The organism is Candidatus Pelagibacter sp. HIMB109, assembly GCF_052048155.1.
Classification (GTDB): Bacteria; Pseudomonadota; Alphaproteobacteria; order Pelagibacterales; family Pelagibacteraceae; genus HIMB114.
The window spans coordinates 68187-88880 of sequence record NZ_JBNAIK010000005.1 but is presented as its reverse complement, the minus strand read 5'-3'; the positions used below and the strand labels follow the sequence as shown (position 1 = coordinate 88880).

The window sequence follows — 20694 nt, the reverse complement described above, 5'->3', positions numbered from 1 at the left end:
CATCCAGTATGAAATACTCAACTCCAACTTTAGATATAAATTTAAACGCGGTTAAGCAAAATTATTTAACTATTAAAAGATTTTGCAATAAATCAGAAATATGCGGTACTGTTAAAGCTTCGAGTTATGGACTTGGTGGACATAATAAAATTGTAACAACCTTAAAAAATGCAGGATGTAAAAGATTTTTTGTTGCGAACATTAATGAAGGTATTTTTATAAGAAAAAAATTTAAATCAATAATAATTAATATTTTAAATGGACTTAATCGAGGTGAAGAAAAAATTTTATATAAACACGATTTAAATCCAGTAATAAATACAATTTCACAACTAAAAAAATGGTTAATTTTTACAAAAAATAAAAGAAAAAATAAATTAGTCATTCATTTCGACACAGGTATGTGTCGTTTAGGAATACAAGAAAATCAAATTACAGAAGTATTAAAGTTAAAAGATCAAATTAATAAATTTAAAGAAGTTATAATTATGAGTCACCTAGCATGTGCAGGTGATAAAAAAAATAATTTTAATGAAAAGCAAAGAAAAAAGTTTGAGAAAATAAGGAAGACTCTTCCAGGTTATAAATATAGCCTGGCTGCATCAGGTGGAATTTTTTTAGGTAAAAAATACCACTATGATTTAGTTCGTCCAGGTATAAATCTTTATGGAGGAAGTAAAAGTTTGAATAGCAAGATAAAACATGTTGTAAGTTTGAAAGCTCCGATTATTCAAATAAATAATTTAAAAAAAGGCGAAACTGCAGGATACTCAAGAACATTTAAAGCCAAAAGAGACTCTGTAACAGCAACTATTCCAATGGGATATGCAGATGGGATTGGTATAAGATTGTCAAATAAAGGTTATGTCCATTTTAAAAATAAAAAAATCCCTATGATTGGAAGAGTGTCAATGGATTTAATCATCTTAGATATAACTAAATTTAAAAATAAAATTAAAATTGGAGATTTTGTAGAAGTATATAATGATAAATTCACAATTGATAATTTTGCAAACCTCACAGGGACAATTCCATATAGAATAATTACTTGTATTTCAAAAAGATATTTAAGAAATTATAAAAATTAATGTTTGGTAAATTTTATAATAAAATTTTACAATATCCTTTCTATATTCTTTTAATTTTTTCTACATTATTTATATTTTCAATCTATCAATCTAAAAACTTTGAATTAGATGCCTCTGCAGATACACTATTGATAGATAATGACCCTGATTTAATTTATTTAAGAGAACTTAATAAAAGATATAAATCTGAAGAATTTTTTATTATTACCTACACACCTAACGCCCCAAACAAAAAAGAAACAATTAAAGAATTAGAAAAATTAGTTACAGAAATAAATAATTTTAAATGGATTAGTAAAACTGTATCGATAATCAACGCTCCTTTGCTTCAATCTACAAATGAGCCATTAATGGACAGAATAAAAAACTTAAAATACATCTCAAATGAAAATATTGACACTGATAAGGCTATAAAAGAATTAACTGCAAGTCCTGTTTACAAAAATTTAATTATAAGTGAAGACTCCAAAACATTTGGCATTGTGGCCTTCCTTAAAGATAATAAACCTTATTTGGAAGCTGTAGATACTAAGTCTAAATTATTGCTATCAAAAAAAATAAATAAACAAGATTTAAAGTTGATTAATCAAAAATTAAAAAAACTACAAAAACAACATTCGAACAATATGAGTGAATACAATGCCTCTATAAAAAAACTTATAAGCAATTATAAATCTAAAGCAGAAATTAGATTGAGTGGAATACCAATGATTGCTGATGATATGATCTCATTTATAAAAAATGATATCATTATTTTTGGTTTTGGAGTTTTTTTATTTATTATTTTTACCCTTTGGTATGTTTTTAAAAATATAAATTGGGTAATATTTCCATTATTAAACTGTTTACTTGCAATTACATTAATGGTTGGCTTTCTAAGTACGGTTGGATGGAAAGTAACTGTTATATCATCAAACTTTATTGCACTTATGTTGATTTTAACTATGTCGATGAATATTCATTATTTAGTAAGATACATGCAAGTTGACATAAGTAATTTTAATTTTGAAGAACTGATAGATCGAACTAACTTTAGAATTAAACAAACTTCTAGTTCAATATTCTTTCCCATCCTTTATGCTGTCTTAACTACAATATGTGCGTTTTTATCCTTGATATTTAGTGAAATAAAACCTGTTATAGATTTTGGCTGGATGATGACAATTGGATTGCTCATATCTTTCATTACTACTTTTTTATTTCTTCCAGTTTTAATAAAAGTTTTCAATCCTCCTATCTCAGAAAATTTAAAATCATCAGATTCTAAAATTGCAAAAATTTTTCTAAGTTTTTCAAATAAAAACAAATTTATCTATTTAACTTCGATATCTCTAATTATTATTTCATTCATAGGAATATCTAAACTTAAAGTTGAGAATAGTTTTATAAATTATTTTGATAAAAATACTGAAATTTACAAAGGCATGAAAAATATTGATGAAAAGCTTGGAGGCACAACTCCTTTGGAGATAATATTAAAATTTAAAACTAAAAAAATAAACAATGATGATGATGGTTTTTTGGGATCTAATACAAATAAAGAGGATGATTTCCTTGGGAGTGGAGTATCACAAAATGATAATTCGAAATATTGGTTTACCAGAGACAAAATAGATAGGATAGTAAACATACATAACTATTTAGACAGCCAACCTGAGGTGGGAAAAGTTTTATCTTTCTCATCAATATTAAGTATAGCTGAAAGCTTAAATAATAATAAAAAGCTTGGAAGTTTAGAGATGGGCGTGTTGTATGAAAAACTTCCTGAAAATATTAAAGAACAAATAATTAAGCCTTATATTTCAATTAAAGATAATGAAGCAAGAATTACTATGCGAATTAAAGATTCTCAAAAAGACCTTAGAAGAAAAGAATTAATAAATAGAATTGAAAATGACCTTAAAAAAAAATTTAAGATAAATAGTGATGAGTTTAAATTAGCAGGTGTTTTGATTATTTTTAATAATTTATTACAGAGCTTATTCGACTCTCAAATTAAAACTTTAGGAATAGTTATGGCTGGAATTTTTGTAATGTTTCTAGTGTTATTCAGATCAATAAAGCTATCTATCATTGGCATAGTTCCAAATTTTATTGCAGCTACTTTTGTATTAGGTTTTATAGGTATTTTAAATATACCTTTAGATATGATGACTATTACAATTGCAGCAATTACCATTGGAATTGCTGTTGATAATAGCATTCATTACATTTATCGATTTAAATTCGAAAAAGAAAACAACAATATTGAAGATAAGCAAATCACTAGTAATTGTCATCAATCTGTGGGTAAAGCAATCATTAGTACATCTTTTACAATTATATTTGGTTTTTCAATTTTAGTTTTGTCGAATTTTATTCCAACTATTTATTTTGGTCTATTCACTGGATTAGCAATGTTGACTGCATTATTTTTAGTTTTAACACTTTTGCCTAATTTACTAAATAAATTTTATACAAATTAATGGACTCCTTGTTTGAAATTTTTGATGGTGCAGTAACACTTTTAGATGTAATATTAATAATATACATTCTATTTAATTTAATTTCAGGAATTAGAAATGGTTTTGTTGCTAGTTTAATATCTTTCTCAAAATGGATTATCGCATTATTATCTGTTAAATTTTTACTACCAGTTCTTAGACCTTATCTAGACAACATAATTTCATCTGAACTGATGACTGATGTAATTTTGGGTAGTGCTATATTTTTTATCACTTTATTTACTGTTTTATTAATAAATAAAGGTTTGAAAAAAACAATTAAATGGGCCGGATTAGGTTCTATAGATACATTTTTTGGTTTTATTTTTGGAATAGTAAAAGGATATATTTATTTTGTATCTCTTTTTACTATTATAAATTTTTTACATCCAAATGATAAATGGCCAAATTATTTAAATAAAGGTTTAACTTTCGATTACATTATTTGGGGAAACGAACTAATGATTGAAGCATTTCCAAATAGGTACGAATATTTAGATAAAAGTAGAGAAAAATTAGATAAAATTAAATAAATTGTTTAATGTATAAATGACTTTTCAATTTTTTTATTATACTAAGGTTTTGTGGAAGATAGATTAAAAGAAGAGTGTGGTGTATTTGGTGTTTACAATCACCCAGAAGCATCAGCATTGGTTGCACTTGGTTTACATGCATTACAACATAGAGGTCAAGAAGCCTGTGGAATAAATTCTTTTGATGGTAAAAATTTCTATTTAATTAAAAGACGTGGATTAGTTGGAGATAATTTTACAGATCCAAAAATAATAGATCAGTTAAAAGGTCATACTGCAATTGGTCATAACAGATACTCTACTACTGGTGCACCGCTAATTAGAAATATACAACCTTTTTTTGCTGACTTGCATACTGGAGGGCTAGGAATAGCTCATAACGGAAATCTAACAAATGCAATTAGTATAAGAGAAAAAATGGTTAAAGAGGGAGCAATATTTCAATCTACCTCGGATACTGAAACTCTTGTTCAATTAATAGCAAAATCAAAAAGATCAAAAACAATTGATAAAATTATAGATGCAGTTTTTCAAGTTCAAGGTGGATATGCATTAACTATTATGACAAATAAAAAATTAGTTGGCATCCGAGATCCATTTGGAATTAGACCTTTAGTATTAGGTAAATTAAAAGATTCTTATATACTTTCTTCAGAAACTTGTGCTCTAGATATAATAGGTGCAAATTTCATAAGAGAAATTGATAATGGAGAGATTATAATTATTGATAAAAATGGTGTTGAGAGTATTAAACCTTTCCCAAAAGTCAAGTCAAGGCCATGTGTATTCGAATATGTATATTTTTCTAGACCTGACAGTATAGTTGGCGGCAAAGCCGTTCATCAATATAGAAAAAAATTAGGAGAAGAGCTTGCAAAAGAAGTAAAGATTGATGCAGATATTGTTTCTGCTGTACCTGACTCAGGTATACCGGCTGCAATTGGTTATTCAAATCAATCAAAAATTCCTTATGATATGGGCATAATTCGAAATCATTATGTTGGTAGAACTTTCATTGAACCAACACAACAAATAAGACAATTAGGAGTGAAGTTAAAACACAATGCTAATAAGGAAATTATAAAAAATAAGAAATTAATATTAGTTGATGACTCAATTGTAAGAGGAACTACTTCCAAAAAAATTGTAGACATGCTTTACAGTGCAGGTGCTAAAGAAATTCACCTTTGCATATCAAGTCCACCCATAAAATATCCAGACTATTATGGGATTGACACTCCAAATATTGAGGATTTAATAGCTGCAAATAATTCAGTAGAAGAAATTAGGAAATCAATAGGAGTAGACTCACTGCAATTTCTGAGTATTGATGGACTATACAGGGCGCTTGGCTATGATAAAAGAGATAATAACAATCCTCAATTTACAGATCATTGTTTTACTGGCGAATATCCTGTTCAACCACTAGATCAGCTTAATCAATTAGAAAAAAATAATCAGTTGTCCCTGTTAAGCAACGTAAGATTATAAATTATTTTTTATTATAAGGGTTTTTATTATTTATATATTTTATTACGACAACTTGATTATAAATTTTTAAATTTTCCAACAATTTTTTTATAAAAAAATTTTTATAATCTTTTCCTAAATGTGTTAATTTATTTCCAAAAGCCTTAAATATCATAGGCTTTGAGTTTACATGTTTAAGAAATTTGATTATTGGTCTACTTTTTTTTGAATATACTGGTTGATGCTTTTGAGTAATAATTTTTAAGGCCTGATTTACCTGCTGATTACTTATCAAAAGATTTGAGCTATTATAAATTTCAAATATTTTTTTTAATAAAAATTCTCTTCTAACGTTTTTTAATGCAGAGATAAATATTGGTTTTAATAAAATATTAGGATAATTTTGACTAAAAAAAAACTTAAAGTAATTCTCTTTTTTTTTTATATCATTTTTAATCAAGTCAATTTTATTTATAATAACAATTACATTTTTTAATTGATTGAGGATTAATTTAAATAATTGCTTGTCATTTTTAGTTATTTCATCACTGCCATCCATAATAAAAAATACTAAATCAGATATCTTGAGCTGCTTAATAGTTTCGAAAGTAATCATTTTTTGTTGTTTTTCGTAAGATTTTGATTTTCTTTTTAATCCTCCCAGATCAACCAAATTTATTGATAAATCTTTAAAGTTTTTTACATGAGAAATTGGAAAAACAGTCGTCCCAGAAATATCACTTACTTTAGAAATATTTGATCCTAATAATTTATTAAAAAAAGTGGACTTACCTACATTAGGCTTGCCAATTATAGATAAATTTATATTTTTAGTCACCTAAATCTAACCAAAGATTTACTTGTTATAAGATATAAATTATTTGAAATTACGATAAAGTTTTTAAAATCAATATATTTTTTAAAAACTTTTACTTTTCCCAAATTCCTTTTATTTACTAAAATAATCTGACCATCTTTAGAAAAAAGAATTATATTTTTTTTACCTAATAATAAGTTTTCAAATTGAAGTTTGCTTTTACTTTTAATAGATGGAATTTGTTGATTATAAATTATGTTTCCATTTAATAAATTGATAATAACAAATCTATCTTGGTTTGCTAAAAAAATTAAGTTTTTATCTACTAGAAAATTATTTGTATTTTCTATTGGCAAAGACCATTTAACTAAACCTGATTTTGGATTAATTGCATACAAAAAACCAAAATTTGTAGATACAAATAAATTATCTCTATTTATTATAATTGGGCTTGATTTGAATGTAATTGGTTTTTGAGAGTAATTAATAGGTTCAAAAGTTAATGACCATATAATATTGTTTTTTAATAAATCTACGCAATATATTTCACCCACATCATTAGTAAAATAAAGTTTATTATCATAAATAGAAATTTGATAAGAACCTTTGGATTTAATATCCTTTGAAACTGTTTCAAAACTCCAATTAATTTTTCCCGAAGAAATATTTAATGAAAAAATTTTACTATTACTATTTATTATAAATAAATCGTTTTTATAAATTTTTATATTTGACATAAATGGTACACTTAACTTCTGTTTCCAAACAAGATCTAAATTTTCAACATTGTAACAGTGTATATTGCCTAGGTTATCTGCAACGTATATCTTGTTACCTTTTCCAATTAACTTAAAATCTAGATTGAAATTTTTATAAATTTTTTTGTTATAAATTTTTTTCGATAAAATTTTTTTTAAATTTTTATCAAATATTTGCAGTTTAGAATATTTATTAATTGTTATAATTTTATTTGATAAGCTTATTAGTTCATCAAATTCACCATTGATAATCAGATGTTTTTTTTGATATATTTCAACTTGTGTTGATGGGATATAATTTGAAAGACTATAATTACTTTGATTCCAATAATTAATTTTTTTATTATTTGAAGTTATTACCTTATCAATTTGTTTAATATTTTTTTTATAAGCTTGGTTAGTTTTAAATAATTGAATTTTTTTTCCTTGTTCGATAAAAGATTTCAAATCTACTTTATCTTCTGTTTTTTTTGAACAAGAAATAACAAACATAACTAAAAAAATTGAAATTATTTTCATAGTTGTTTTTTTATTTGATCTGCTTTGTTAAATTGCTTATTTTTTATATAAAAATCTATTAATAATTTATTTTTTATAATTTTAAATATATTGTCATTATTTACCTTTAATAAATTTAATATTTCATCTTCATTGAGAGTTTCAAAATTTAATATAACTTCTTTAATAATCTTAATTTCTTTAAAAATTTCTTTATTAGAATTTAATTTATCAGATCTTATAAATTCTAGAACTGCCTTTCTATCTCCTTTTTCTAAATAGTAATTAATAAGTTTTCCTAATGATAATGCAGAAATGGTATCATTATTTTCTTTAGCAAGTTTTTTTAATATTTTAATTGCATTTTCTTGATCTTCATTTGTGTCTATCATTACTTCTGCTTTTAAATATTCTGACAAAAGTGTTTGTTTTTTTTGATTTTGAAAAAATAAGTAAGATTGTAAACATACTGGAATAGATATTATAAGTATACTGACTAATATAACTACTTTTTTATATTTTTTAAAAAAATTATTAAGTTTATCACTAAAAACTTCATTCCTAATTTCATTTTCAAATTCATTTACCATTATTTTTTACTTATAAACATTTTTTACTGTTGGAAATTTATTTTTTCTTACTTCATAAGAATATTTTTTTACAGCCTTTTCAATTTGATTTTTAATATTTAAATATTTTTTAACAAATTTTGGAACTTTTTCAAAAAATCCAAGTATATCTTCTAAAACTAATATTTGACCATCACATCCTTTAGCTGCTCCAATGCCAATGATGGGCGTCTTTGAAACTTTAATAATTTTTTTTGCTACTTTTTCTTTTACACCTTCTAAAACAACTGCAAAGGCACCTGATTTTTCCACTGCATTTAGATCCTCAAGAACTTTTCTTTCTTCTTTTAAATTTTGTCCAACAATTTTAAAACTTTTTTTATTTTTAATATTTTGTGGCAATAATCCTATATGACCCATAACATTAATTTTATTTTTTACTAAAAAACTTATTATTTTAGCTTTACTTTTTCCACCTTCTAACTTTATTCCATCACAATTAGTTTCTTTAATAATTTTTAGAGCATTTTTTTTGGCATTTGATTTTGTATTGTATGTTCCGTAGGGCATATCAACAATTAAAACAGATTTTTTTACCCCTTTTCTGACTGATTTTGCATGTCTGATAATTTCTTCTAACTTTACAGATCGAGTAGAGCTATCGCCATAATATGCCATCCCCAGTGAATCTCCTACAAGTATTAAATCACAATAATTATCAATTATTTGCGCTGAAAATTTATTATAAGCTGTTAAACAAACTAAAGGTCGTTTTGATAATTTAATTTTTCTTATCATTTCTACTCCCATTCTATAGTACCCGGAGGTTTAGAAGTTACGTCATAAACAACTCTATTAATTCCTGGAACCTCATTTATTATCCTGTTTGATATTTCAGTTATATCTTTATATTTAAAATTAAAATAATCAGAAGTCATGCCATCTACAGAAGTTACTGCTCTTAATGCACATACAAAATCATAAGTTCTGCTATCTCCCATTACACCCACTGTTTTTATAGGTATTAAAACTGCAAATGCTTGCCAAATATCATTATATAAATTTCTCTTTTTTAGTTCATCAATAAAAATTTTATCAGCGGCTTTTAGTATATCAATTTTTTTTTGATCAATTTTCCCTGGTATTCTTATAGCTAAACCAGGCCCTGGAAATGGATGCCTATCAAGTAAATATTTATTTACTTTCAAGGTTTTGCCAATCTTTCTTACTTCGTCCTTGAACATTTCGTTAAAGGGCTCAATTAATTTAAGTTTCATTTTTTTGGGTAAGCCACCAACGTTATGATGCGATTTTATCACTGATGTTGGGCTGCCTGAAAAACTTTTGCTCTCAATTAAATCTGGGTATAACGTCCCTTGTGCTAAAAACTTGATATTTCTTTTGCGTTTCGTAAAATTTTCAAAAATTTTTATAAATGTATTTCCAATAATTTTTCTTTTTTTTTCAGGATCGTGAATATTTTTCAATTTATTTAAAAAAATTCTTTTAGCATCAATTTTATGAAAAATTTTCTTAAATTTTTTTTTAAAAATTTTATTTATCTCTTCTGTTTCACCAAGACGCATTAATCCCGTATCAACATAAACACATATAAGATCTTTTTTTACTGATTTAAAGAGCAGATGAGCAAGTACACTACTATCAACACCTCCAGATAAGGCGCATAAAATTTTTTCATTTTTTTTAACAGATGATCTTATAGATTTCATCATTCTTGAAATTTTATATTTGTCAGTCCACTCTTTTTTTACTTTGCATATTTTAAATAAAAAATTTGAAAATATAATTTTTCCATTTTTTGTATGAAAAACTTCTGGATGAAATTGAGTAGAATATATATTTTTTTTACTATGCTCCAAAATTGCAAATTTTGAATTTAAACTGCTTGCTATTACGTTAAAATTTTTGGGTTTACTTTGCACTGAATCGGAATGACTCATCCAAACTATATTTTTTTTATTACTAAAAAAACCAGAAGTTAGTTTAGATTTTTTTTTCTCAAATAATGCTGCGCTTCCAAATTCCTTTTTTTTAGAATATTTTGTTTTGCCACCAAATAAATTTGAAATTAACTGATGACCATAACATATTCCTAGAATTGGAATATCCACGTTTATAAAATTTTTATTTATAGATGGTGCGGATTTATGAAGTGTTGATTTTGGTCCACCTGATAAAATAATTCCTTTTACGTTACGATCTATAAGTTTTTTTTTATTAAATAATTTATAATTAATTAGTTCACAATAAACTCCGAGCTCTCTTATTTGTCTTGCTATTAGTTGTGTAACTTGAGATCCAAAATCAACTATGATTATTTTTTGAACATTATTTTTGCTCATCAATTTTTATATTTTTTGATTAAATTACTTAATTCTACTTTTTTTTCACATAATTTTTTACAAGAGCTTTTGAAGATTTCAAATTTTTTTTTTGCTAAGTCAAAATCACCATCCTTTAATTTTTTAGATATCAACATATATAGTGCCTCTTCATTTTTGGGATCCAATAGTAAGGTTGTGTTTAAATTTTTTTCATACTCATCGTTAAGTTTTTTAACTTTATAAATCTTAGATAAATATAAATAACTCTTAGAATTTTTAGGATCTCTAACTATATGCTTTTCAAAATTAATTTTGGCTTTATCATATTTTTCTTTTTCAAAATTTTGTTTTCCTTGATTGAAGAATTTTAAATCTTCCAAAGAGTTAACTCTGATATTATTATTGAAAAAAATTAAGATTAATAAAATAATAATTTTTTTATTCATTTACGGGATAATTGGGTGATTGTTTAGTGATTTGAACATCATGTACATGCCCCTCTTTAATTCCTGAATTTGATATTTCAACAAACTTGGCATTTTTTTTAAATACGCTAATATTTTTTGCTCCAAGGTATCCCATTGAAGATTTTAGACCACCTACAAGTTGATCTATAATATTTTTTACTGGGCCTCTGTAAGGTACTCGACCTTCTATCCCTTCTGGAACAAGTTTTAATTGATCTTTTACATCTTGTTGAAAATATCTATCTGCTGAACCTCTCGACATTGCAGCAATAGAACCCATGCCTCTATAAGATTTATATGATCTGCCTTGATAAAAAAATATTTCTCCAGGAGTTTCATCTGTTCCCGCTAGCAATGATCCTATCATAACGGCATCAGCCCCAGCTCCAATGGCTTTAGCAATATCACCTGAATATCTTATTCCACCATCTGCTATTACTTTTACATCTTTAAATTTTTTTAAAGCTTTTTTAACATTTAAGATTGCGGAAAATTGCGGGAACCCAATACCAGCAACTACTCTTGTTGTACAAATTGAGCCCGGTCCAATTCCAACCTTTACCGCATCAACTTTTAATTTAGCAAGGTCAATAGCGGCTTCCTCGGTTGCAATATTTCCGGCAATTAAAGTGATTTTCTTACTTAAATTTCTTATTTTTTTAACAATATCTAATACTGCTTTGCTATGACCATGCGCAGTATCAACAACTAAAAAATCACAATTTGCAGAAATTAAAGATTTGGCCCTTTTGAATCCATCTTCACCTACGCCAACAGCAGCACCTACTATTAGTGATTTTTTTTTATCTTTTGAGGCTAAAGGAAATTTTTCAGACTTCTCAATGTCTTTTACCGTTATCAAACCCAAACACTGATTTTGATTATTAGTTACAATTAATTTTTCAATTCTGTGTTTATGTAATAATTTTTTAGCTTCATTACTTGAATACCCCTGTTTAATCGTAATTACATTTTTTGTCATAAGATCTTTAACTTTAGCTTTGTCATTTCTACTAAATCTAAGATCTCGATTGGTAATTATACCAAGAATTTTATTTTGATTATTGACCACAGGTATACCAGAAATATGTTTCTCCTTGATTATTGATCTTACTTCTGAAATAGAATTATCTGGTCCAATAGTTATTGGGTTAACAACCATTCCAGACTCATATTTTTTAACTTTCAATACCTCTTCTACTTGTTGATCTATAGACATGTTTTTGTGCAAGCATGATGCACCTCCCAATTGGGCCATGGCAATGGCAAGTTTCGACTCTGAAACGGTATCCATTGCTGCTGATAGAATTGGTACTTCTAGTTTTATATTATTTGATAAGCTTGTTGTTGTGCTGCATCCACTAGGTTGGACGCTACTTTTTTGTGGAATTAAGAGGACATCATCAAACGTATAGGCTTTGGATATTTCCATAGAAGTAATTATGATATTTGAATTTTTTTGTCAAACACTTACTTCTTTCTATTTTTGAGCAAAAACATACATCTCTTTGGAGTCTTTTCTACTAGATTTAGGTTTAATAATTTTATTTTTACTAAAATTGTTACGAGAAAATTCAATTATATCTTTGTCAAGCTCTCCGTTAAAATATTTAGCAAGTACATATCCATCATTTCCAAGGTTATTGGTAGCAAAATCAAGAACATCTAAACAAATAGAATTTGTTTTAAAAGAATCTAATTTTTTATTGCCTGTAGTGTTTGTTGCTATATCAGAAATTATAATATCTATTTTTTTAAATTCTCTAAAAATTTTTTTTTTTATATCCTCATTTGTAAAATCTCCTAAAATAAATTTAACATTAGATACATTATTCATTTCCAAAACATCAACGGCTACTATATTTTTAAAACCTTGTTTTGATAAATATTGTGACCAACTACCGGGTGCAGCTCCAAGATCTAGTATATTTTTATTTTTATTTAAAAATTGAAGTTTGTTATTTATTTCTTCAAGCTTGAATATTGCCCTTGATCTATAACCTAATTTTCTTGCTTTATTGACCAGATCGTCATTATGATGTCTTTGTATCCATCTTTTTGAACTTCCGCTTAAGCTTTTTTTTTTAAATTTAACCAATAGATGAAAACCTTAAACTCTTTAATAAAGTTTTATTATTTATTGTTAAAATATTAATTTTGATATTTTTATCATCTCTTAAATCAATATTTTTTTCATTATAAATTCCACCCGCTAAATGCAAAATTCCTATTTTATTATTTGGTAAATTGGGCTCTACAAATACTGAATACTTTTCATCATACTTAGGCAAAAGGTGACTTGCAATCCAATTACAAGAATTTGGTAAAAATTCTGTATCTAATCCATCAACATAAACGCTTATATTTATGGCTAGACCTTCTGAGCCAAAAATCCGACCTTTTGATAAAGCTTTTTTTAAATTTTTTTGCCATAAATTCCAACCTTTACTATTTCCTTTCATAGAAAAAACACCAATATTTAAATGAGGTGCAAACGCTATTTTTCTTGCAATTTTATAATCGAAACCAGATCGTATGGCGTGTTTAAAATTTTGTGTTTTAACTATAGCAAAACTACCTAAAAACCATTTTACCTTACCTACATCTTTATAACCTGGTGCAATTGTCTGAGTAATAGCTAAACTTTTTTGTTCACACCCTCTGATTAATAAATCTATAGCAACCCAATCATTAACCCAAGCATCAGAATCTATCCAAATATAGTTCTCATAATCAGGAAAATATTTTGGCAAAAACGCTCTACTTATTTGACTTTTCAGCCACTCTCTATTTTTTATTTTACTATCTGGTACCGCTATATCCCATTCTGCTTTTTTTATTTCTATAACCTTTGATTTTAATATTTCTAACTGACCATCATTCATTCCTGCATCCAAGATACATATATCTACTTCGCTACTCTGATTAAAACTTTTTATGGAGTCTATTAGTTCATTCAATAAGTGAAAATATTTTTCATCAGACAGACTAATTATTACTGTTTTATTTTTCATATCTTTTATTGAGGTTTAAATAGTGAATTAAACTTACGGGTATAGAAAATAAATAAATAAACCCAATTACAGTAAGTGTCTCAAAAGTATTTTTAAATAAAAAACCAAAAAATAATACGGTACTCATTGCAATCAAAATAAAAACACTCCTTGAAATTTTAATTTGTTTAACCGCATAAGTTGGTATTTTGCTAATCATTAAAAAAGATACTAGTATTACAATAACCAAAATTACTATTGGTTCCATTTGAAGAGTCTGCTTAAAATTTGAGAAACTAATTATCATTGGCAATAAAGCTAAACCAGCTGCAGCTGGAGCTGGAACTCCAGTAAAAAAGTTTACTTTCCAGTTATTTTTTTCAATTTTTTCACTAATATCTAAATTAAATCTTGCAAGTCTTAAACAGCAGGCAACTACGAAGATTAAAGAAACTAACCAACCATAGAATCCAAAACTGCTCAAAATCCATAAATACAGAATAATTCCTGGACAAACACCAAAATTAACAAAATCAGTAAGAGAGTCCATTTCAGCTCCAAATTTAGAAGTACCTTTTATTAATCTTGCAATTCTACCGTCTAATGCATCAAGAATAGATGCTAGCACTACAAAAATTAGTGCTTTTTCAAAATCACCTTCGAAAGCATGCTTTAAAGAATTTAAGCCTAAGCATAAACCTAAAATAGTAATTAGATTAGGCAAAGCTACTCTAAAATCTATTTTTTTCATTTAAGCTTTAACGGTTAATGTCTTTCTGCCAGCTATCAGTGTTTCTCCACCAACTACTGTTTGCCCTTTTTTAACTAAAATTCTAAATTGATCAGAAAAGAACATATCAACTCTGCTTCCAAATCTAATAATACCAAAACTTTGTCCTTGCTTATATTCATCATTACTATTGCAATAAGAAACTATCCTTCTGGCAACTAAACCTGCAACTTGTGCAAGGATAATATTATCATTACTAGTGGAGGTTATTTTAATTAAATTTCTTTCATTTTTTAGACTGGCATCATCAAATGAGGCATTTAAGTACTGACCAGGTTTATAAAATACTTCATCTACCTTGCAATCAATTGGAAATCTATTTACATGACAATTAAAAACATTCATAAAAATACTAACTTTTGTAAATTTTTCATTCTCTAAAGAAAATTCTACTGGACCGTTCACACCTTCTTCGATCTGACAAATCATACCATCAGCCGAAGCTAATAAAAAATTGTTATCTTGAATTGGAAATCTTTCTGGATCTCGAAAAAAATAAAATACCCAGATTGATATTACAATTCCAATCAAACCTAAAAACTTTGAAAACAATAAAAATATAAATGTAATTACTAAACTTATTGTTAAAAATTTTTGTCCTTCTTTATGTAATTTTGGTAATAAAATATCGAACATTATGATTGATTGATTTTTTAATTTGTATATAAGCCACTTTTTATTAACAAAAATGGCAAAAATCAAAGTTAAAAATCCTGTAGTAGAGTTAGATGGAGACGAAATGACTAGAATAATATGGTCATTTATTAAGGAAAAATTAATTCTACCGTATCTAGATATAGATTTAAAATATTATGACCTGGGAATGGAAAGTAGGGATAAAACAGATGATCAAATTACAGTTGACTGCGCTAAAGCAATACAAAAGTATAATGTAGGTGTAAAATGTGCAACTATTACTCCAGATGAAGATAGAGTTGAAGAATTCAAATTAAAAAAAATGTGGAAGTCTCCAAATGGTACGATAAGAAATATTTTAGGTGGTACAATTTTTAGAGAGCCAATTATTTGTAAAAACGTTCCAAGATTAGTTCCACATTGGACAAGTCCAATTGTAATAGGAAGACACGCGTTTGGCGATCAATACAGGGCAACAGATTTTAAAGTACCTGGAAAGGGAAAATTAACCGTAAAGTGGGAATCAGAAGATGGCTCTCAAAATATTGAACATGAAGTATTTAACTTCCCTTCATCTGGAATCGCACTTTCAATGTACAACCTTGATGACTCAATTAAAGATTTTGCAAGAGCTTCGATGAATTACGGTCTCCAAAGAAAATGGCCGGTTTATATGTCGACAAAAAATACAATTTTAAAAGCTTACGATGGAAGGTTCAGGGATATATTCCAAGAAGTATTTGATAAAGAATTTAAATCAGAATTTGAGAAAAATAATTTAACTTACGAACATAGATTGATAGACGACATGGTTGCGTGTGCATTAAAGTGGTCAGGAAAATTTGTTTGGGCGTGTAAAAATTATGATGGCGATGTTCAATGTGATACTGTTGCTCAAGGTTATGGTTCTTTAGGATTAATGACTAGTGTTTTGATGACTCCAGATGGTAAAACAGTAGAATCAGAAGCAGCTCACGGTACAGTAACACGTCACTATAGACAGCATCAACAAGGTAAAGAAACATCTACTAACCCAATTGCATCTATTTTTGCTTGGACACGAGGTTTGTTGCATAGAGGTAAATTAGATGGAAATGAAGAATTAACTAAATTTGCAAATGCACTTGAAGAAGTTTGTATTGAGACTGTAGAAAACGGTGAGATGACAAAAGATCTTGCAATTTTAATAGACAAAAATTCAAAGTTTTTAACTACAAATCAATTTCTTGAAGCATTAGATAAAAACCTTCAAAAAAAATTAAATTAAATTTCCTCAGATATTTTATTTAAGGCTTCTTTAGCTTTTTCTAACGTAGAAGATCCACCACCTGCTTGCGCAAAATCTCTTCTTCCACCGCCACCTTTTCCACCAAGATAAATAGATATTTTTTTTGCAAAATTTGCAGCATCATATCTGTCTATTAAATTTTGAGAAATACCTACGCCAATTGAAGTTTTTTGATCTTCCAGAGAAATAATAAATATAATTGTATTATCTTTTGTTTTTGTTCCCTGGTCAACTAAACCTCTTATATCTTTTGAAGATAGTCCAATTAATATTTGATTAATTACCTCAATTCCATTTTTAGAACTTGAGGTAACGATATTTTTATTTTTATCATCTAATATGTTTTTGGCTCTAAGTTTATTTAAATAATTTATAGCTTCATTAATTTGTTTTTCATTTTGGTATTTTGAAAAATTTTTATAATCGCCTTTTAAATTTTTAATTTGACTAATAATCTCCTCAAATTTTAACTTATTTTTCTTTAAATTCTCTTGTTGAGATTGATTTTTGTTTTCCAAGTAAGTTTTTAATTCATCGCCTCTTAAAGCTTCAATACGTCTAACACCTGAGGCTATAGAACTTTCATTTATAATTGAAAATTGTCCAATTTTTCCAGTATTTTCAACATGAGTGCCACCACAAAGTTCTAGCGAAAATATTTTGTCATTATCTTCCCCCATAGATACAACACGAACTTCTTCACCATATTTTTCACCGAATAGTGCCATTGCTCCTTCTTTAATTGCTTTTTCTGGAGACATTAACCTTGTAACCACTTTATTATTTTTATTTATAAAATGATTTACTCTAGAATTTATTTTTTTTTGTTGTTCAGAGTTTATTTGTTTTGAATGACTAAAATCAAATCTTAAACGATCAGGACCAACATAAGAACCTCTTTGAGCAACATGGTTACCCAATTCTTCCCTCAAAGCTGCATGAAGTAAATGTGTTGCCGAATGATTTGATTTAATATTTTCTCTTCTTTCAAGATTTATTTCTAAATAAGAGTCTTGATTTTTCTCAATGTACCCTTCTTTTACAAAACCAATATGAATAAACAATGAGCCGAAGAATTTTTGCGTATCTTCTACTTCAACAATTCCTGTTTCAGTTTTAATTACTCCCTTGTCACCAACTTGACCACCAGACTCTGCATAAAAACAAGTTTGATTTGTTATTATGTTTATTTTTTCTTTCTCTTTAGCTTTTAAAATTTCTTCTCCATCTTGATTTACTATTGAATTAACTTTTGCTTCAGTTTTTTCTGAACTATAACCTACAAATTCTGTTGAGCCATACCTATCTTTTAGATCAAACCATATCTTATCAATTGAATCTGAACCAGAACCTTTCCAAGATTTTCTAGCTTCTTGTTTTCGTTTTTCCATTAATTGATTAAACTTTTCCGTATCAACTTTTATTTTTAAAGGTTTGAAATAATCTTCAGTTAAATCTAATGGGAAGCCATAGGTATCATATAATTTAAACGCAACCTCTCCACTTAATGTATTGTTTTTAATTTTATTTTTTTCATCATGTATAATTTTCATTCCATTCGATAGCATTGATTGAAATTTTTCTTCTTCATTTATAATAGTTTCTTTGATTAAATCTTTAGCTCTATCTAACTCGTTATACTCTGAAGACATTTCTTTTATTAAATGATCTATCATTTTTGACAGAACATGATCTTTTGAACCTAAAGTATTTGCATGCCTCATTGCTCTTCTCATTATTCTTCGTAGCACATACCCACGACCTTCGTTTGATGGCATCAATCCATCTGCAATTAAAAAACATGAAGCTCTTAAATGATCAGAAATTACTCTATGACTTGGAATGGTATCGTTGTTAATTTGTGTTTTTGTAATATCGGCACTTAAATCAACTAATTTTTTAAACAAATCAATTTGATAATTATCGTGAGTTCCTTGTAATACTGCAGCCATCCTCTCTAAACCCATACCTGTATCAACAGAAGGTTTTGGTAAATTAACTCGTTTATCTTTTGAAATTTGCTCATATTGCATAAAAACTAAATTCCAAATTTCAATAAAACGATCACCATCTTCATCTTTTGAACCTGGAGGACCTCCAAATAAATGTTCACCATGATCATAAAAAATTTCTGAACATGGTCCGCACGGTCCAGTCTCTCCCATTGACCAAAAATTATCAGATGTAGGAATTTTAATTATTTTGTCTTCACTGAAACCTGCAATTTTTTTCCATAAGTCATATGCTTCCTGATCTTCTGAAAACACGGTTACACATAATTTATTTTTTGGTAGAGCAAAGTCTTTAGTTATTAGTTCCCAAGCATATGCAATTGCTTGTTCTTTAAAATAATCACCAAAGGAAAAATTACCTAACATTTCGAAAAAAGTGTGGTGTCTTGGTGTATATCCGACATTTTCAAGATCATTATGTTTCCCACCAGCCCTTACGCATTTTTGTGAAGTAGTAGCACGATTATAATCTCTTTTTTCAACACCTGTAAAAACATTCTTAAATTGAACCATACCTGAGTTTGAAAACATTAAAGTCGGATCATTTTGCGGAATAAGTGGGCTAGAACTTATTACTTTGTGACCATTTTTTTCAAAAAAATTTTTAAAAGTTTCTCTTGTATCTCTTAGAGTTTTTTTCATTTCTAAGATAATTACAACTTTTACTGTATATGTCTAGTAATGGAAAAGGCGCTATCATTTATAGATAGCGCCTTAAAGAGATGGTTAATTATTTAATCTTTTTTCTTATCGGCTGATTTTGCTTTATCAGTAACTTCACTAACCTCTTCAGTTTTTTCTTTAGTAATAGGGTTACCTTCAAGCTTTTCACTTATTAAGCCAGCATTTGCACGAATTGCCATTTCAATTTCAGCTGCAATATTCACATTGTTTTTTAAATACTGCTTTGCATTTTCTTTTCCTTGGCCAATCTTTTCTCCTTTATAAGAGTACCATGCACCACTTTTTTCGATAATATTTGCTTTAGCACCTAGGTCAATTAATTCACCCATTTTACTAATTCCTTCACCATACATTATATCGAACTCTACTACTTTGAATGGTGGTGCAACTTTATTTTTGACAACTTTTACTCTTGTTTGGTTACCAATAATCTCATCCTTTTCTTTAATGGCGCCAATTCTTCTTATATCCATTCTTACAGATGAATAAAATTTAAGAGCATTACCGCCTGCAGTTGTTTCTGGACTTCCAAACATTACACCAATCTTCATTCTAATTTGGTTAATAAAGATAACCATAGTATTAGATTTAGAGATGCTACCTGTAAGTTTTCTTAAAGCCTGACTCATTAATCTTGCTTGTAAACCTACATGTGTGTCGCCCATGTCACCTTCTAATTCTGCTCTTGGTGTTAAGGCCGCAACTGAATCAACAACTAAAACTGATACTGCGCCAGATCTAACTAATGTATCTGCAATTTCTAACGCCTGTTCCCCTGTATCAGGTTGAGATATTAATAATTCAGAAGTATCTACACCCAATTTTCTTGCATATGTTGGGTCTAATGCATGTTCAGCATCCACAAACGCACAAACTCCGCCTGTCTTTTGTGCCTCAGCAATTACTTGTAAAGCCAAAGTAGTTTTTCCAGATGATTCTGGACCATAAATTTCCACTATTCTACTTTTTGGCAATCCGCCAATTCCCAAAGCAATATCTAAACTTAAAGAACCCGTTGAAATAGCTTCAATATCTAATGCTTGGTCTTTTTGACCAAGTTTCATTACTGAACCTTTTCCAAAATTTTGATCTATTTGACCAATGGCTGCTTCTAGAGCTTTTTGTTTATCTTTATCTAATTCTTTTGGGCTGTTAACCACTTTCAAATTACTTTTAGTCATTGTGCATCCTTTTGTTTAATTTTTTTTAAACGACTCAATATAAAAAATGTACATATTTTGTTCTCATTTACAATAATTTAAA

18 protein-coding genes are annotated in these 20694 nt (G+C 27.6%); 5 read left to right on the top strand and 13 right to left on the bottom strand.

Annotation, left to right across the window (positions count from 1 at the left end; genetic code table 11):
* Window positions 1-8: 8 nt before the first annotated feature.
* From alr to purF, 4 genes are read left to right on the top strand one after another with little or no spacing between them, the layout of a single operon-like run.
* Window positions 9-1088, top strand: coding sequence for an alanine racemase (gene alr / locus ACTTAQ_RS04425; protein WP_440695899.1), 1080 nt, complete (start codon window positions 9-11; stop codon window positions 1086-1088).
* Window positions 1088-3553 carry an efflux RND transporter permease subunit gene (locus ACTTAQ_RS04420; RefSeq protein WP_440695897.1) on the top strand — a complete coding sequence of 822 codons (2466 nt, stop codon included), beginning with the start codon at window positions 1088-1090 and terminating at the stop codon, window positions 3551-3553. Before alr ends, ACTTAQ_RS04420 begins: the two co-directional genes overlap by 1 nt.
* Window positions 3553-4104 carry a CvpA family protein gene (locus ACTTAQ_RS04415; RefSeq protein ID WP_440695895.1) on the top strand — a complete coding sequence of 184 codons (552 nt, stop codon included), beginning with the start codon at window positions 3553-3555 and terminating at the stop codon, window positions 4102-4104. The genes ACTTAQ_RS04420 and ACTTAQ_RS04415 overlap by 1 nt, the downstream gene beginning before the upstream one ends.
* A 51-nt stretch (window positions 4105-4155) precedes the next feature.
* Window positions 4156-5595, top strand: a complete 1440-nt coding sequence (purF, locus tag ACTTAQ_RS04410) for an amidophosphoribosyltransferase (protein ID WP_440695893.1) — start codon at window positions 4156-4158, stop codon at window positions 5593-5595.
* A 1-nt stretch (window position 5596) separates the two neighbouring features.
* Here the strand turns inward: purF and ACTTAQ_RS04405 are convergent, their stop codons facing one another.
* Genes ACTTAQ_RS04405 through ACTTAQ_RS04355 form a run of 11 tightly spaced genes read right to left on the bottom strand, consistent with a single transcriptional unit; the run spans window position 5597 to window position 15447 of the window.
* Entirely contained in the window at window positions 5597-6412 is an 816-nt protein-coding gene (locus tag ACTTAQ_RS04405) for a GTPase (protein WP_440695891.1), read from the bottom strand.
* Window positions 6409-7668: a PQQ-binding-like beta-propeller repeat protein gene (locus ACTTAQ_RS04400; protein WP_440695889.1), complete on the bottom strand. Its 1260-nt coding sequence runs from the start codon at window positions 7666-7668 to the stop codon at window positions 6409-6411. Before ACTTAQ_RS04400 ends, ACTTAQ_RS04405 begins: the two co-directional genes overlap by 4 nt.
* Complete coding sequence (locus ACTTAQ_RS04395) at window positions 7665-8237, bottom strand: hypothetical protein (RefSeq protein ID WP_440695887.1); 573 nt, start codon at window positions 8235-8237, stop codon at window positions 7665-7667. The genes ACTTAQ_RS04400 and ACTTAQ_RS04395 overlap by 4 nt, the downstream gene beginning before the upstream one ends.
* A 6-nt stretch (window positions 8238-8243) precedes the next feature.
* Window positions 8244-9014: a 3-methyl-2-oxobutanoate hydroxymethyltransferase gene (panB, locus tag ACTTAQ_RS04390; protein WP_440695885.1), complete on the bottom strand. Its 771-nt coding sequence runs from the start codon at window positions 9012-9014 to the stop codon at window positions 8244-8246.
* 2 nt (window positions 9015-9016) lie between these two features.
* Window positions 9017-10582 carry a glutamine-hydrolyzing GMP synthase gene (gene guaA, locus ACTTAQ_RS04385; protein ID WP_440695883.1) on the bottom strand — a complete coding sequence of 522 codons (1566 nt, stop codon included), beginning with the start codon at window positions 10580-10582 and terminating at the stop codon, window positions 9017-9019.
* On the bottom strand, window positions 10579-11007 hold the full coding sequence (locus ACTTAQ_RS04380) for a tetratricopeptide repeat protein (RefSeq protein ID WP_440695881.1): 429 nt from the start codon (window positions 11005-11007) through the stop codon (window positions 10579-10581). Before ACTTAQ_RS04380 ends, guaA begins: the two co-directional genes overlap by 4 nt.
* A complete protein-coding gene (gene guaB / locus ACTTAQ_RS04375; protein WP_440695879.1) occupies window positions 11000-12460 on the bottom strand; it encodes an IMP dehydrogenase in 1461 nt (486 codons plus the stop codon). The genes ACTTAQ_RS04380 and guaB overlap by 8 nt, the downstream gene beginning before the upstream one ends.
* Before the next feature lie 48 nt (window positions 12461-12508).
* Complete coding sequence (locus ACTTAQ_RS04370; protein ID WP_440695877.1) at window positions 12509-13126, bottom strand: SAM-dependent methyltransferase; 618 nt, start codon at window positions 13124-13126, stop codon at window positions 12509-12511.
* Window positions 13119-14042, bottom strand: a complete 924-nt coding sequence (locus tag ACTTAQ_RS04365; protein WP_440695875.1) for a glycosyltransferase — start codon at window positions 14040-14042, stop codon at window positions 13119-13121. The genes ACTTAQ_RS04370 and ACTTAQ_RS04365 overlap by 8 nt, the downstream gene beginning before the upstream one ends.
* Window positions 14032-14772 carry a CDP-diacylglycerol--serine O-phosphatidyltransferase gene (gene pssA / locus ACTTAQ_RS04360; protein ID WP_440695873.1) on the bottom strand — a complete coding sequence of 247 codons (741 nt, stop codon included), beginning with the start codon at window positions 14770-14772 and terminating at the stop codon, window positions 14032-14034. The genes ACTTAQ_RS04365 and pssA overlap by 11 nt, the downstream gene beginning before the upstream one ends.
* The gene (locus ACTTAQ_RS04355; protein WP_440695871.1) at window positions 14773-15447 is read right to left on the bottom strand and encodes a phosphatidylserine decarboxylase; all 675 of its coding nucleotides are present in this window, start codon (window positions 15445-15447) and stop codon (window positions 14773-14775) included.
* A 52-nt stretch (window positions 15448-15499) separates the two neighbouring features.
* On the opposite strand from ACTTAQ_RS04355, the gene ACTTAQ_RS04350 reads away from it, so the two are divergent.
* Window positions 15500-16714 (top strand): NADP-dependent isocitrate dehydrogenase, encoded by a 1215-nt coding sequence (locus ACTTAQ_RS04350; protein ID WP_009360421.1) that lies wholly within the window; start codon window positions 15500-15502, stop codon window positions 16712-16714.
* Here the strand turns inward: ACTTAQ_RS04350 and alaS are convergent.
* Window positions 16711-19389 carry an alanine--tRNA ligase gene (alaS, locus tag ACTTAQ_RS04345; protein ID WP_440695869.1) on the bottom strand — a complete coding sequence of 893 codons (2679 nt, stop codon included), beginning with the start codon at window positions 19387-19389 and terminating at the stop codon, window positions 16711-16713. The two genes, ACTTAQ_RS04350 and alaS, sit on opposite strands and share 4 nt — an antisense overlap.
* A gap of 92 nt (window positions 19390-19481) precedes the next feature.
* Complete coding sequence (gene recA, locus ACTTAQ_RS04340; protein WP_440695868.1) at window positions 19482-20612, bottom strand: recombinase RecA; 1131 nt, start codon at window positions 20610-20612, stop codon at window positions 19482-19484.
* Between the last annotated feature and the right edge of the window lie 82 nt (window positions 20613-20694).